The organism is Dietzia alimentaria 72 (assembly GCF_000226215.1).
Classification (GTDB): Bacteria; Actinomycetota; Actinomycetes; order Mycobacteriales; family Mycobacteriaceae; genus Dietzia; species Dietzia alimentaria.
The window spans coordinates 48,990-62,284 of record NZ_AGFF01000005.1 but is presented as its reverse complement, the minus strand read 5'-3'; the positions used below and the strand labels follow the sequence as shown (position 1 = coordinate 62,284).

General features: G+C 68.1%; 11 protein-coding genes. 2 read left to right on the top strand and 9 right to left on the bottom strand.

What is annotated here, in order from left to right:
* Positions 1-23 precede the first annotated feature (23 nt).
* Positions 24-911 carry an oxidoreductase gene (locus ON04_RS01825; protein ID WP_010539867.1) on the top strand — a complete coding sequence of 296 codons (888 nt, stop codon included), beginning with the start codon at positions 24-26 and terminating at the stop codon, positions 909-911.
* A gap of 51 nt (positions 912-962) precedes the next feature.
* On the opposite strand, the gene ON04_RS01820 is transcribed toward ON04_RS01825, so the two are convergent.
* From ON04_RS01820 to ON04_RS01810, 3 genes are read right to left on the bottom strand one after another with little or no spacing between them, the layout of a single operon-like run.
* Positions 963-1,991 (bottom strand): hypothetical protein, encoded by a 1,029-nt coding sequence (locus tag ON04_RS01820; RefSeq protein WP_010539866.1) that lies wholly within the window; start codon positions 1,989-1,991, stop codon positions 963-965.
* A gap of 54 nt (positions 1,992-2,045) precedes the next feature.
* Positions 2,046-3,566: a cardiolipin synthase gene (gene cls, locus ON04_RS01815; RefSeq protein ID WP_010539865.1), complete on the bottom strand. Its 1,521-nt coding sequence runs from the start codon at positions 3,564-3,566 to the stop codon at positions 2,046-2,048.
* Positions 3,563-4,729 carry an amidohydrolase family protein gene (locus ON04_RS01810; protein WP_010539864.1) on the bottom strand — a complete coding sequence of 389 codons (1,167 nt, stop codon included), beginning with the start codon at positions 4,727-4,729 and terminating at the stop codon, positions 3,563-3,565. Before ON04_RS01810 ends, cls begins: the two co-directional genes overlap by 4 nt.
* Before the next feature lie 135 nt (positions 4,730-4,864).
* On the opposite strand from ON04_RS01810, the gene rraA reads away from it, so the two are divergent.
* On the top strand, positions 4,865-5,347 hold the full coding sequence (gene rraA / locus ON04_RS01805) for a ribonuclease E activity regulator RraA (protein ID WP_010539863.1): 483 nt from the start codon (positions 4,865-4,867) through the stop codon (positions 5,345-5,347).
* Between the two features lie 16 nt (positions 5,348-5,363).
* On the opposite strand, the gene ON04_RS01800 is transcribed toward rraA, so the two are convergent.
* The 6 genes from ON04_RS01800 to gltB all read right to left on the bottom strand — a co-directional run bounded on the left by ON04_RS01800 (position 5,364) and on the right by gltB (position 13,294).
* Positions 5,364-5,762 carry a hypothetical protein gene (locus ON04_RS01800; RefSeq protein ID WP_010539862.1) on the bottom strand — a complete coding sequence of 133 codons (399 nt, stop codon included), beginning with the start codon at positions 5,760-5,762 and terminating at the stop codon, positions 5,364-5,366.
* A gap of 106 nt (positions 5,763-5,868) precedes the next feature.
* Entirely contained in the window at positions 5,869-6,423 is a 555-nt protein-coding gene (locus tag ON04_RS01795) for a hypothetical protein (RefSeq protein ID WP_010539861.1), read from the bottom strand.
* A complete protein-coding gene (locus ON04_RS01790; RefSeq protein WP_010539860.1) occupies positions 6,423-6,656 on the bottom strand; it encodes an RNA-binding S4 domain-containing protein in 234 nt (77 codons plus the stop codon). The genes ON04_RS01795 and ON04_RS01790 overlap by 1 nt, the downstream gene beginning before the upstream one ends.
* Positions 6,657-6,747: 91 nt before the next feature.
* Complete coding sequence (locus ON04_RS01785; RefSeq protein ID WP_010539859.1) at positions 6,748-7,095, bottom strand: hypothetical protein; 348 nt, start codon at positions 7,093-7,095, stop codon at positions 6,748-6,750.
* A gap of 129 nt (positions 7,096-7,224) precedes the next feature.
* Entirely contained in the window at positions 7,225-8,697 is a 1,473-nt protein-coding gene (locus tag ON04_RS01780; protein WP_010539858.1) for a glutamate synthase subunit beta, read from the bottom strand.
* Positions 8,690-13,294: a glutamate synthase large subunit gene (gene gltB / locus ON04_RS01775; protein ID WP_010539857.1), complete on the bottom strand. Its 4,605-nt coding sequence runs from the start codon at positions 13,292-13,294 to the stop codon at positions 8,690-8,692. Before gltB ends, ON04_RS01780 begins: the two co-directional genes overlap by 8 nt.
* Between the last annotated feature and the right edge of the window lies 1 nt (position 13,295).

The following is a 13,295-nucleotide window of genomic DNA, read 5'->3' as shown; positions in this document are numbered from 1 at the left end:
CGTGCGTCCGTACGCTGGCCCGCATGAGCCGATGGACCATCGCCGACATCCCCGACCAGACCGGCCGGACCTTCGTGGTCACCGGTGCCAACGCGGGACTGGGCCTGCAGTCGACCCGCGCGTTGACCGACGCCGGCGCCCGCGTCCTCATGGCGTGCCGCGACACAACGCGCGCCGGGGCCGCTCGCGCCGATCTGCAGCACCCGGACCGGGCCGAGGTGGTGGAGCTGGACCTGGCTGATCTCGATTCCGTCAGCTCCGCCGCCGAGGTGCTGGCCGGGCATTCCCCCGACGTGCTGATCAACAACGCGGGCCTGATGAACATCCCGCGGAGCACCACAGCACAGGGCCACGAGATGCAGTTCGGCGTGAACGTGCTGGGCCACTTCGCGTTGTCCGCGAAGCTCACGCCCGTACTCACGGACAGGCTGGTGTGGCTTGGATCGTTGATGCACCGGTTCGGCTCGGTGGACCCAGACGATCTGGACTGGACGCGCCGCCGCTACTCACCGATGGCGGTCTACGGCGCCTCCAAGCTGGCGTGCGTGATGCTGGCCTACGAGCAGCAGCGTCGGTTCGAGGCCACTGGGTCACCACTTAAGGCGGTGGCCGCGCATCCGGGCTATTCGGCCACGAATCTGCAGTACCGCAGTGGCAGCCGCGCGCAGGATCTGCTGATGAAGTGCGCCGAGCACATCCCGTTCCTCGTGCAGCCCGCCGAGCGCGGTGCCCTTCCGCAGCTTTACGCCGCGACCACGGAGTCCGTGCCCGGCGGGTCGTACGTCGGCCCCGACGGGCCCGGCGAACTCACCGGCCACCCTGCGGTCACCAGCTCGAGCTCCGCCTCACAGGATGCGGAGGCCGCGGCGGCGCTGTGGGAACGGTGCCTCGAGATGACCGCGCAGTACTGATCGCTCCGCACTGACCGCGCGGGGTCCCCGGGACGACGACGAGCTCGACCCCTACGGGCGCCGGCGGGCGCCGACCAATAGGAGCGTACCCAGCAGTAGAGACACCGCGGCAAGCCCTGCTACAGCAGTGGTCTCTACCCCGGTCGCGGCCAGAGTGGCCGGGGCCGCGAGGGCCGGGCCGGCGGCTTGAGTCGGAGCCGAGGGGGCGGAGGGGGCGACCGCTGAGTCCAGCGCAGGAACGCCCTCGCCAGTTCCGTTCCGCGGGCCCTCGCCCCGGTCGTCCGCGCCGACGAGGGAATCGCGGGTCTCGTCGTCGTTCTCGTTCGTCTCTTCGGGCGCGTCGGCATCGACCTCGCCCTCGGCGGCGGCGGTGGCCTCTGCACGGCGGCGCTCGTTCGCCTCGTGCGAGTCCTCGAGCGCGGCGATCTGCACGGCATCGATACTGCCGGCCAGCGCGCCCGGTAGTTCGAAGCCGGAATCCATGGCGGCGTCCTCGAGCGTGGCCCCGCCCTCTGCCGAACCCTCCACGACCCCGTGCCAGAAATCCAGCTCCTGCGGGTCCAGCTCGCCCGCCTCCTGACGCTCGCCGAGAGCGGTAAAGAAACCGGCCGCGAGCTGCACACTCAGTACGGGGAAGACGTACTCGGGGATCGTCAGCGACCCGAGACCAATCGTGCCGGACCCCAGCGATCCGGTCGGATTGACGTACACCGATCCCGGGAGGCTGCCGGAAGACGCCACCGACGCGGCCGCGGACCCGCCCGCCACACCGATCAGCTCCAGCGGCGCCACCGAGCCGACGACCTGCCCGACCGATTGCGCGCCGTCCACCACTTCGCCACTGCCCGCGTCGCGAAGGCCCTCAGAACCGAACGTGTCGCCGCCGACGATGATCTCCTCGGGCAGCTGACCGATCAGACCGTCCACGCTGCTGTTGCCCGCCGGCGCGTCCGGGGTCGCGGGCGACTCGGCGGAGGACTGGGCGTGCGCCATCGGGACCGCGACGGTCGCCAGCGCAACAGCGGTGACGGCGGCGCCGAGGCGACTGGTCCGGGAACCGGAACCGGGGGTCTGGAACATCAGTGGAGGCCTCTCGTCGCATGCCGGGATGTTCACCCGTGCACGCCGAGACTACTACTGCAACGCCGAGGTGAGCCGGGCGACGTTGTCGACGTAACGCCCCGGCCATGGGCGTTTCATCCACACATCCAACTCCAGGGTCGTGCAATCCTCCAGATACGAGTCCACCGCGTCGTTCAGTTCGGAGACCGCGTCCCCACCCAGCGCCAGCAGACTGATCTCGAAGTTGAGGTTGAACGACCGCTGGTCCATGTTGCTCGAGCCCACGACGCCGGTGTAGCCGTCGACCAGCACTGTCTTGGTGTGCAATACCGCCGGGGATCGGAAGCGGTGGATGATCACGCCCGCCTCGAGCAACGCCCGGAAGTACGACCGCTGCGCATGGTGCACCACGAACTGGTCCGCGTGCTCGGGGACGAATATCTCCACGGCGACACCGCGGTACGACGCCGAGGTGATGGCGTGCAGCAGCGCCTCGTCGGGCACGAAGTACGGGCTCACGATCCGGACGCGCTCCTGTGCCTGCGCGATGAGCTGGGTGAACATCCGAAGATTGGGCTGCGTCCGGTATCCCGGGCCTGACGGGATCAACTGGAACGCGCTGATGGGGTCGCCGGCGGTGGGGTCGCCGCCCTTGCGTCCGGGATACGGAGGGGCACCCGCCGAGAGCTCCTGGAGGGTCCCGATCACCTCGCCCGACTCGGAGTACCAGTCCACGGCGAACACACCGTCCATCGCCTGGACGATTTCACCGCGAACCTCCGCCATCAGGTCGACCCACTCGCGGCCCAGTCTCTTGTTCCTGGCGCTCCCGTAGTAGCGCCCGATGATGTTCTGCGACCCGATGAACCCGTGGTGTCCGTCGACTATCAGCATCTTCCGGTGGTTGCGCAGGTCGGGCCTGCGGAAGCGACCGACGAACGGGTTGATGGGCAACATGAGGTGGAACTCCACCGGTGTCGACCGCAGGCGCCTGCGCAGCATCTTGAAGCCCCGGTAGCGCAGCGATCCCAGATGGTCCACCAGGACCCGCACCGCGACGCCACGCTCCGCGGCCTCAACCGCTGCGCGGAAGAACTCGTCGGTCTCGCCGTCCCAGGACTGCGCGTAGAACTCGATGTGCACGTGGTCGCGGGCAGACCGCACCGCCGCGGTCATCGCGGCGAGCGAGCGGCCGTAGTCCGGGTGCATGGCGATGAAGTCCCCGGACATCGCGGGGATCGACGTCAGGTTCCGGTTCATCTCCAGGACCGTCCGCATCCCCACGCTCACGTCAACCCCGTCCGGCACCGTCGGCCGGTTCTCCAGGGCCTCGGCGTACAGCTGGTTGGCCCTCGCCTGGATGACGTGCCGACGACCGGTGATGTACGGGTTGCCCAGCAGCAGGAACAACGGGACGCCGACCACCGGGATGAACAGGATCACCAGCAGCCACGCCTGAGACGACGCCGGCTGCCGGTTCTCAGGGACCATCCCCAGCGCGAGGATCTTGATGACGTACTCGGAGACGAGAAACACCGAAGTGAGACTGTCGGGGAACGGCAGGAAGTCGAGTCGAAGCGTGGTCGGGTTCACGACGTTCGCCGCGAAAGCACCGTACCGAGGGCCAGCGCACGGGGGTCGATCAGCTTGCCGCCCCTCATGGTCCAGCGCGGCACCCCCGCCAGAGCACGCTGCGCGTACACCGAGTCCGCGGACCCGAGCTCACGGGAGCCCGGGATGACCACAAAGGCCTCGTCGTCGGCCACCGCGGTGAAGTCGGCGCGCAGGCCGGCGCGAATCTCTCCACGGTCGGTGAGCCCGGTGACCGAGGCCGTGTGCCCGGCCATCCAGCGGGCCACGTCCGCCAGGTCGAATCCGCGGCGTCGAGCCTCGGTCCACACCACCGACAGTCCCAGTCGCGCCGAGGCCACAGCGTCGATCGTGCCGTCCCGCAACGCGCCCCACAGCAGCTCCCGGTTCTCGGCGTCCCGGATCGGTGGGTCCAGAAGCGCGATCTCGTCGCCTCCGTGGATCGCTTCCGAGACCAGCGCCAGCAGGTGTGGGCTGGTTGACGCGGTCACCGGCAGTCGCTCGGCGCGGGCCTTCCGCAGCAGGGGCAGTTCTTCGTGATCGGCCACCGCGCGCACATGCAGCCGCAGGCCGGTCCGGCGGGAGACGTCGAACAGCCCGGCCAGCTCGTGCGCACCCGCGTCGACGGCGAGCAATCCCTCGTGCGCGGCCACTTCCTCCGCCGCGGAGATCAATTGTTCATGGTCCAATGTCGGGGCGCCCTCGACGCCTTTTCCCGCGGCCAGGGCGGAGATCCCAAACACCCCGCGCTCCAGCAGTTCGCCGAGACGACCCAGGTTGTCAGGCACGGCAGCCCCCCACAAGCCGACGTCGACGGTGGATTCGCCGGTCACTGTGTCCCGCCACCGGTCCACGTGCTCGGGCAGCGTGGCCACCGGGTCCCCGTCGGTGCCGTAGTCCACCACCGTGGTGATGCCGCCCATGGCCGCGGAGCGGGTGCCCACAGCCACGTTCTCCGTGCTCACGTGGGGGTCGACGAGCCCGGGCATGAGCACGGTGTCGTCCCCCAGGTTGATGGTGTGATCGCCCGCCAGCCCTATGTCGCGGGCCTCCGATCCAGTGCGGACCGACGAGATCTCGCCTCCGTCCACGGTCACCGCCGCCTGCTGGATACGGTCGTCGACCACCGCACGACGGGCGTTAATCAGGAGTTCGTATTGGGCCACGGACTGTTCCTCCTGCGTTCAATGGCGATGGCGGGGGCATTCCTCGTTCGCCATTGTCCCCCACAGGCGGGCCCCGACGGGCCCGGGTCGCCGGATAGCGTTAGCCGGTAACAACCGCACTCCAGGAGGCACGACATGACCGACACCCCCACCGGATTCGTCCCCACTGCCGACCTCGTCGACGAGATCGGCGAGGCCGTCCGCAGCTGCGATACCCAGTTTCGCGATCTCGGCGGACGCACCGAGTTCTTCGGCCCCATCTCGACGATCCGGTGTTTCCAAGACAACGCCCTGCTCAAGAGCGTGCTCGGCGAGCCCGGCGAAGGTCGCGTGCTGGTGATCGACGGCGAAGGCAGCCTGCACACCGCGCTCGTCGGCGACATCATCGCCGAGCTCGGACGGTCGAACGGCTGGGCCGGTGTCGTGGTCAACGGCGCCATCCGCGACTCGGCGCTCGTGCAGCAGATGGACTTCGGGTGCAAGGCGCTGGGCACCAACCCGCGCAAGTCAACCAAGACCGGAGCCGGCGAGCGTGATGTGACCGTGAACCTGGGCGGGGTCGACTTCGTCCCCGGCGACATGCTCTACGCCGACTCCGACGGGATTGTGGTCCGCTGACCCGCGCACGGCGGCACTAGGAGGCTCCGCCCGCGCTCCCGACCGAGCCTGTGAGCACCTGACCGATCGAGGCCTCGGGACCGTAACTGCCGAGGGAGCCGGGGGCGTACGAGCCGGTCAGGTTGGGCAGGTCCACCGAGAGCGCCACCGAGCCAGCGTTGATGATCCCGGACAGCAGGCCTGCCAGCGAGCCCGTGCCGAACGAGCCGTAGCCGAGGCTGCTGGGTGCCCCGTCCATCTGCGGGGTGAGACACATGATGCGCTTCGCGCCTGCGAAGGTCTCGATAACGACGCAATTCGGCTCGTCCGGTGTCCCGGGCGGGACCGCGTCCTCGGCGGCGGAGGTGCCGGCTCCGAGCACCAGCGCTGCGGCGGTCAGCGCGGACGTGATCGCTGCAATGGTGGTCGTGCGCATTTGACTCCTCCGAGTATGCTGCCCCGCACGTTCGGTGGGGCTGTTGCCCCGATGGTATCGGGGGACGCACCCCGGATGAGGAGTGTTCCGGATCTGCCGGGCGAGATCACGCCTCGCGGCGGATCCAGCGAAGGAGCGGGCCCAGAGAAAGCCGGTCCGTGAGATCGAGGCCACCCAGTTCCACCATGGCATCCTCCTCCGGCGTGCGATCGGGCTTGCGGCGCAGCGCAGCTAGCGCGGTCTTGATCCCCAGCCGTTGTCGGAATCCCAACTGGTCCGGGGTCACAACCCCGCGAAGCTGGAAAATCTTGAGATCGCGGAGCTGGTCGCCCGAGAACTCCTCCGACATCAACGTGATGCGGGCTTCGTCGGTGACAGGCGTGGGGCCCACCATGACCACTGCCACGCGGCGACCCGCCTCGACCAATGCCTCCCAGTTCTCCTTGATGAACGCCGACCCACCCAACCCGCCGCCGGCAGGCATACCGGTGATCAGAACGACGGTCCCGGCCACGACGAGCTCACCTGGATCGGCGGCGTCGTGGTGTGAGGTGCGAGTCTTGAACTCCTCGGCCAGCCAGTCGGCGTAGCGGCGAGCACCCGGGTCGCCGTCGTGGAGAACCACCGGGGCCGGAACCTGGCCGTGCATCTCGTCTGCCATCAGGCTTCCCCTTGTCCGTCCCGGGCGACGACGCGGGCCGAACGGCCCCCGACCTCCACCACGTCTCCGTCGGCGAGACCCCGGCCGCGCCGGGTATCCACCTCGCCGTTCACGCTCACCGTGCCGGAGGCCACGGCGTCCTTGGCCTCGGCGCCCGAGTCGATCAGCGAGGCCAGCTTCAGGAACTGACCCAGCGTCAGCTTGGAGGTCAGGTCGCAGCTGACGTCGTCCACGGGCGGACCGGCCGACGGAGGCGTCGACCGGCCGGTTCGTCCTCGTCCTGCGATGTGGCGGCTCATACCGACGAGCCTATCGGGCGTGTGGTCACGTGTCGGGATCAGTGGGTTCGGACTGCACGTCCGCCGGGATGCTGCGCCCGCGTCGGGTCACCAGCGCGAGCCCGGCCCCACCCGCGACCAGCGCCGCGACGGCGAGGCCGAGCGCGATGGTCTGCACGCCGGACAGGGCGAAGGGCTCCCGCTCCGGGGCATCCTCAACCTCGTCGGTCGAGTCGCCGGACGGCAGAGGCGGGAGTTCGCTGAGTACGGGGAGGTCGGTCACCACCACACGGGGCCCGGCCTCCTCCGCCTGGACGGTCGCCGCCGGTGCGCCGACCACCGCGACAGAAACGCAGAGCGCGCCGATCACGGTGATTGGGCGCAGGCTGACCATGAATGCCTTCCGTGGTGGCGGCCGGGCCGCCTGTAAACGTGGTGGAACCGATCTTAGGTTCAATTAAGGTGACGCGCTACGGTGCCCCACCGTCGTCAGCGACGGTGGGGCACCGACCGGCAGCGCGCATCAACGCTGGGCGACGTCCGTCGGCCGGATCGGGGCCGGCAGCGCGGTCTCTCCCATGAGGTGGCGGTCGACCGCCGCGGCGGCCGCTCTGCCCTCGGCGATAGCCCACACTATGAGCGACTGACCACGGCCCATGTCACCGGCCACAAAGACGCCGTCGACATTGGTGGCGAAGGTGGCGTCGCGATCCACGTTGCCGCGGGCGGTGAATTCCACGCCGAGGTCCGAACACAGGCCCGACTTCTGGGCACCGGTGAAGCCCATCGCCAGCAGGACCAGGTCGGCCGGATACTCGAAGTCGGTGCCGGGGACCGTCTCGAACCGGCCGTCGACCATCTTGACCTCCGAGCCCTTGAGCGCGGTCACGTGGCCGCCCTCCCCCACGAATTCGGCTGTGGATACGGCGTAGACGCGCTCCCCGTTCTCCTCGTGTGCGGACGCTGTGCGGAACATCAGCGGGTACACCGGCCACGGTGTGGAGGCGGCGCGGGTGGCCGGCGGGCGGGGCATGATCTCGAAGCTCTTGATTGACTTCGCGCCCTGCCGGGTGGCGGTACCGAGGCAGTCAGCCCCGGTGTCACCACCACCGATAATGATCACGTGCTTGTCCCGGGCGTGGATCGCAGGCAGCCCTTCGGCGTCGACCACCGGGTCCCCGGCGGCAGCCTTGTTCGCCAGCGGCAGGTAGTCCATGGCCTGGTGGATGCCGTCGAGTTCGCGCCCTGGGACCGGCAGGTCGCGCCGTAGCGTGGCGCCGCCGCACAGGACCACGGCATCGAACTGCGCGCGGAGTTGCGTGGCGGTGATGTCCTTTCCCACGTTCACGCCCGGACGGAAGACTGTGCCCTCCGCTTCCATCTGGGCCAGGCGCCGGTCAACGACGGCCTTCTCCATCTTGAACTCGGGGATGCCGTAGCGCATCAGCCCGCCGATCCGATCATCACGCTCGAACACAGTCACCGTGTGGCCGGCGCGGGTCAGCTGCTGAGCGGCGGCGAGTCCGGCGGGTCCGGAGCCCACCACCGCAACCGTCTGACCGGTGCGGAATGACGGGATCACCGGCTCCATGCCACCATCTGCCCAGGCGGCCTCGGCGATCTCGACCTCGATCTGCTTGATGGTCACCGGCTCTTGGTTGATCCCCAGGACGCAGGACCCCTCGCAGGGTGCCGGGCACAACCGCCCGGTGAACTCGGGGAAGTTATTGGTGGCGTGCAGTCTGTCCACCGCGTCGTCCCACTTACCCCGGTGCACCAGGTCATTCCACTCCGGGATGATGTTGCCCAGCGGGCAACCCTGGTGGCAGAACGGGATGCCACAGCTCATGCAGCGAGACGCCTGGGTCTTCAGCGCGTCCTCGGGCAGGACGGTGGACTCGTACACCTCTTTCCAATCCAGGATCCGCAGGTCGACGGGTCGACGCGTCGGCAGTTCGCGCCTTGTGTGCTTGAGAAAGCCCTTCGGGTCAGCCATTGGTCGCCGCCTCCATAATCGCCTCGTCCACGTTCCGTCCGTCCTTCTCCGCCTGCTCGATGGCGAGCAGCACGCGCTTGTAGTCGCGCGGCATGACCTTGGCGAAGTCCTTCACGTTCTGTGCCCAGCCGGCCAGGACCTCCCGGCCTCGTGCCGAGTCGGTCTCGGCGACGTGGCGCCCCACGATGTCGTGGAGGAATTCCACGTCCTCGGCGTTGAGTTCCTCGATTTCGGTGAGGTCGCCGTTGAGGTTTTCTGCCAACTTCCCGTCGGGGTCGTAGAAGTAGGCCACGCCACCCGACATGCCGGCGGCGACGTTCCGGCCGGTGGCACCGAGCACCACCACGCGGCCGCCGGTCATGTACTCGCACGCGTGGTCGCCCACACCCTCGACCACGGCGGTCACCCCGGAGTTACGCACGCAGAAGCGTTCGCCCACGATGCCGCGGAGGAACATCTCCCCGGCGGTGGCGCCGTAACAGATCACGTTGCCCGCGATGATGTTGTTCTCCGCCACGAAGTCGGGGGCCGCGTCGTGCGCCGGCCGCACGACGATCCGGCCGCCTGACAGTCCCTTACCCACGTAATCGTTGGCGTCGCCCAGGACCCGGAGGGTGACACCGGAGGCGAGGAACGCGCCGAACGAGTTGCCGGCCGAGCCCGTGAAGGTGAGGTCTATCGACCCCTCGGGCAGTCCCTCGGCGCCGTGCGCCTTGGAGATCTCGTGACTGAGCATGGTCCCGACCGAGCGGTTGACGTTGGCGATCGGGTAGGTGCCGGTCACCGGCCCCGCGGAAGGGTCGACGACGACGGGCCCACAGTCGCTGATCAGCGTGCGGTCGAGCACGTGCTCGAGTTTGTGGTCCTGCTGCTTGGTGCATCGCAGGTCCTGGTGCATGAACGGGGATTCGGCCCGGGCGAAGATCGGCTCCAGGTCAAGTCCCGCCGCCCTCTTGTTGTGGGCGAAGGCGCGGGATTTGTCCAGGCACTCAGAACGGCCGACCGCCTCGTCGAGCGTGCGGAAGCCCAGTTCCGCGAGGTACTCACGGACCTCCTGGGCGATGAACTCCATGAAGTTCACCACGTACTCGGCCTTGCCGTTGAACCGCTCGCGCAGGAGCGGGTTCTGGGTTGCCACGCCCACGGGGCAGGTGTCCAGGTGGCAGACGCGCATCATGACGCAGCCGGAGACGACCAGCGGCGCGGTGGCGAAACCGAACTCTTCACCTCCGAGCAGGGCCGCCACCACCACGTCACGTCCGGTCTTGAGCTGCCCGTCGACCTGCACCACGATCCGGTCACGCAGGCCGTTGGCCAGCAGCGTCTGCTGGGTCTCGGCCAGTCCGAGCTCCCAAGGCCCGCCGGCATGCTTGAGCGAGGTGAGCGGGGAGGCACCTGTACCGCCGTCGTGGCCGGAGATCAGGACCACGTCCGCGTGCGTTTTGGACACGCCCGTGGCCACTGTCCCCACCCCCTGTTCGGCCACGAGTTTCACGTGAATCCGCGCCTCGGGGTTGGCGTTCTTGAGATCGTAGATGAGCTGGGCCAGGTCCTCGATCGAGTAGATGTCGTGGTGCGGCGGCGGCGATATGAGCCCGACGCCGGGCGTCGAGCCACGGACCTCGGCGATCCAGGGGTACACCTTGTTCGGCGGGAGCTGGCCGCCCTCGCCGGGCTTGGCGCCCTGAGCCATCTTGATCTGAATGTCGGTGCAGTTGGACAGGTAATGGCTGGTCACGCCGAAGCGACCGGAGGCGACCTGCTTGACGGCGGACCGTCGCCAGTCGCCGTTGCCATCCGGGGTGAAGCGGTCAACGGATTCGCCGCCCTCCCCCGAGTTTGACCGGGCGTGGAGACGGTTCATCGCGATCGCCAGGGTCTCGTGTGCCTCGGCCGAGATCGAGCCGTAGCTCATTGCGCCGGTGGAGAACCGCTTGACGATCGCGGAGACCGGCTCGACCTCGTCGATAGGCACAGGCGATCGTGTACCGCGAAGGTCGAAGAGACCGCGGAGGGTGGCCAGCCGTTCGGACTGGTCATCGACGAGTCGCGTGTACTCCTTGAAGATCTCGTAGCGGCCCGTGCGCGTCGAGTGCTGGAGCTTGAACACGGTGTCCGGGTTGAACAGGTGGTATTCGCCCTCGCGACGCCACTGGTACTCGCCACCGATCTCGAGTTCCCGGTGCGCGACCTCTTCGGGGCGGGGCAGAAACGCGAAGCGGTGTCGGCGTGCCACGTCCTCGGCGATCTCCTCCAGGCCGATCCCGTCTATGGGGCTGACGGAGCCGGTGAAGTACTCGTCACACAGGCCCTGCGACAGGCCCGTCACGTCGAACAATTGCGCGCCGGTGTAGGAGGCGAGAGTGGAAATGCCCATCTTGGACATCACCTTGAGGACGCCCTTGGCGGCCGCCTTCCGGTAGTTCGCGTATGCCGTGGAAGTGTCCACGCCGGTGAGGTGGCCCGTCAATACAAGTTCTTCGATCGACTCGAACGCCATGTACGGGTTGATCGCCTCGGCGCCGTAACCGAACAGGACCGCCATGTGGTGGATCTCTCGCGCATCGCCCGATTCCACTACCAGGCTGACCCGGGTTCGGGTCTTCTCGCGGACGAGATGATGGTGGACCGCGGCGGTGAGCAGCAGGGACGGGATAGGGGCATTGCGCTCGTCCGACTCCCGGTCGGAAAGCACGATGATCGAAGCTCCGTCCGAGATCGCGTCGGAGACTTCGCGGCGGATCCGGTCCAGCGCGATGCGCATCCCACGGCCGCCGTGGGCGACGTTGTAGAGACCGCGCACGACCACCGATCGCAGGTCGGTCCGGGTTTCACCGGCAGCCATGAGCGTGGTGAGTTCCGTATTTCCGAGGATGGGGTTCTCCAGGCGGATCTGCCTGCAGGACTCGGGCCCTGGGTTGAGGAGATCGCCCTCCGGACCGAGGGTCACGCCGTAGCTGGTGACCATCTCCTCGCGGATGGCGTCGAGCGGAGGGTTGGTGACCTGCGCGAACCGCTGGGCGAAGTAGTCGAACAGCATGCGGGCCCGCCCAGAGAGGACCGGCAGCGGGGTGTCCGTGCCCATGGAGCCGATCGCCTCGGCGCCGGTCGCCGCCATCGGGGCCACGAGGAGTCGGAGTTCCTCCTCCGTGTAGCCGAACACGCGTTGACGCAGCACCACGCGTTCGTGGCTCATGATCTCGTGACTGACCTCGGGGAGGTCCTCGAGTCGGGTCAGGCCCTCGTCGAGCCACTGCTGGTACGGGTACTCCGCGGCCAGTTCGGTTTTGATCTCCTCGTCCTCGATGATCCGCCCCTGAGCAGTGTCCACGAGGAACATTCGGCCCGGGCGCAGGCGGGTCTTGGTGACCACCTTGTCCTGCGGGATGTCCAGGACGCCGACCTCGGAGGCCATCACGACCAGCCCGTCGTCCGTCACCCAGATGCGTGAGGGGCGCAGGCCGTTGCGGTCCAGCACGGCACCGACCACGGTGCCGTCGGTGAACGAGATGGATGCCGGGCCGTCCCAGGCCTCCATGAGGGAGGCGTGGAACTCGTAGAACGCCCGCTTGGCGGGGTCCATCTGGGTGTGTCGCTCCCACGCCTCGGGCACCATCATGAGCACGGCATGCGGCAGGGGCCGTCCGGCCAGGGTCAGAAGTTCGAGCGCCTCGTCGAAGCGCGCGGTGTCGGAACCTCCGGGAGTGCAGATGGGAAGCGACGCCGACAGGTCCTCGATGTGCTCGCTGGTCATGAGCGACTCGCGCGCGCGCATCCAGTTCTCGTTGCCGCGGGCGGTGTTGATCTCCCCGTTATGGGCTACGAAGCGGAACGGGTGTGCCAGTGGCCAGGCAGGGAACGTGTTGGTCGAGAACCTCGAGTGCACGATTCCCAGCGCCGACTCGACCCGCTGGTCTTGCAGGTCCCGGTAGAACTCAGGGAGCTGTTTCTCGGTGAGCATCCCCTTGTAGACCATCGTGCGCGGGCTCAGCGACGGAAAGTAGACCGTCTCCGAGCCGAGGTCCCCGCGTCCGGCCCCCTTGGATCCGAGCTCGTGCTCGCACCGCTTGCGCATGACGAAGCACCTGCGCTCGAGCTCAAGGTCGGTCAGCAGCGTGCCGTCGGGTCCAGCGGCCTTGACAAACACTTGGTTGATGGTGGGTTGCGCGTCGCGGGCGATCGCTCCCACGGTGGAGTCGTCGACCGGCACCGCACGCCAGCCGATCACGCTGACCCCCTGCTCTGCGGCGATCCGCTCGACCATTCGCATGGCGTCCATTGCGAGCATCCGCGACTGCGGGAGAAAACAAAGGCCGGTTGCATATGCACCGGCCTCGGGGAGTTCCACGTTCTGTTCCTCACGCATCACATCGCGGAGGAACCGGTCGGGTATCTGTATCAACAGACCCGTTCCGTCGCCGGTGTTCGCTTCGGCACCCACGGCGCCCCGATGCTCGAGGTTCGCCAGCGCAGCGAGGGCCTTCTCGACGATGTCCCGGGAACGTCGTCCGTACATGTCCACCACAAACGCGACACCGCACGAGTCGTGCTCGTATTGATGTCGATACAGGCTCTTGGTGCCGGGAGTCGTCTTCATT

What these genes read in the sequence shown, in the direction of transcription:
- rraA (WP_010539863.1), top strand. Translation starts at nt 4,865, where the DNA reads ATGACCGACACCCCCACCGGATTCGTCCCCACTGCCGACCTCGTCGAC.
- ON04_RS01795 (WP_010539861.1), bottom strand. Translation starts at nt 6,423, where the DNA reads ATGGCAGACGAGATGCACGGCCAGGTTCCGGCCCCGGTGGTTCTCCAC.
- ON04_RS01780 (WP_010539858.1), bottom strand. Translation starts at nt 8,697, where the DNA reads ATGGCTGACCCGAAGGGCTTTCTCAAGCACACAAGGCGCGAACTGCCG.
- ON04_RS01800 (WP_010539862.1), bottom strand. Translation starts at nt 5,762, where the DNA reads ATGCGCACGACCACCATTGCAGCGATCACGTCCGCGCTGACCGCCGCA.
- ON04_RS01785 (WP_010539859.1), bottom strand. Translation starts at nt 7,095, where the DNA reads ATGGTCAGCCTGCGCCCAATCACCGTGATCGGCGCGCTCTGCGTTTCT.
- gltB (WP_010539857.1), bottom strand. Translation starts at nt 13,294, where the DNA reads ATGAAGACGACTCCCGGCACCAAGAGCCTGTATCGACATCAATACGAG.
- ON04_RS01825 (WP_010539867.1), top strand. Translation starts at nt 24, where the DNA reads ATGAGCCGATGGACCATCGCCGACATCCCCGACCAGACCGGCCGGACC.
- ON04_RS01820 (WP_010539866.1), bottom strand. Translation starts at nt 1,991, where the DNA reads ATGTTCCAGACCCCCGGTTCCGGTTCCCGGACCAGTCGCCTCGGCGCC.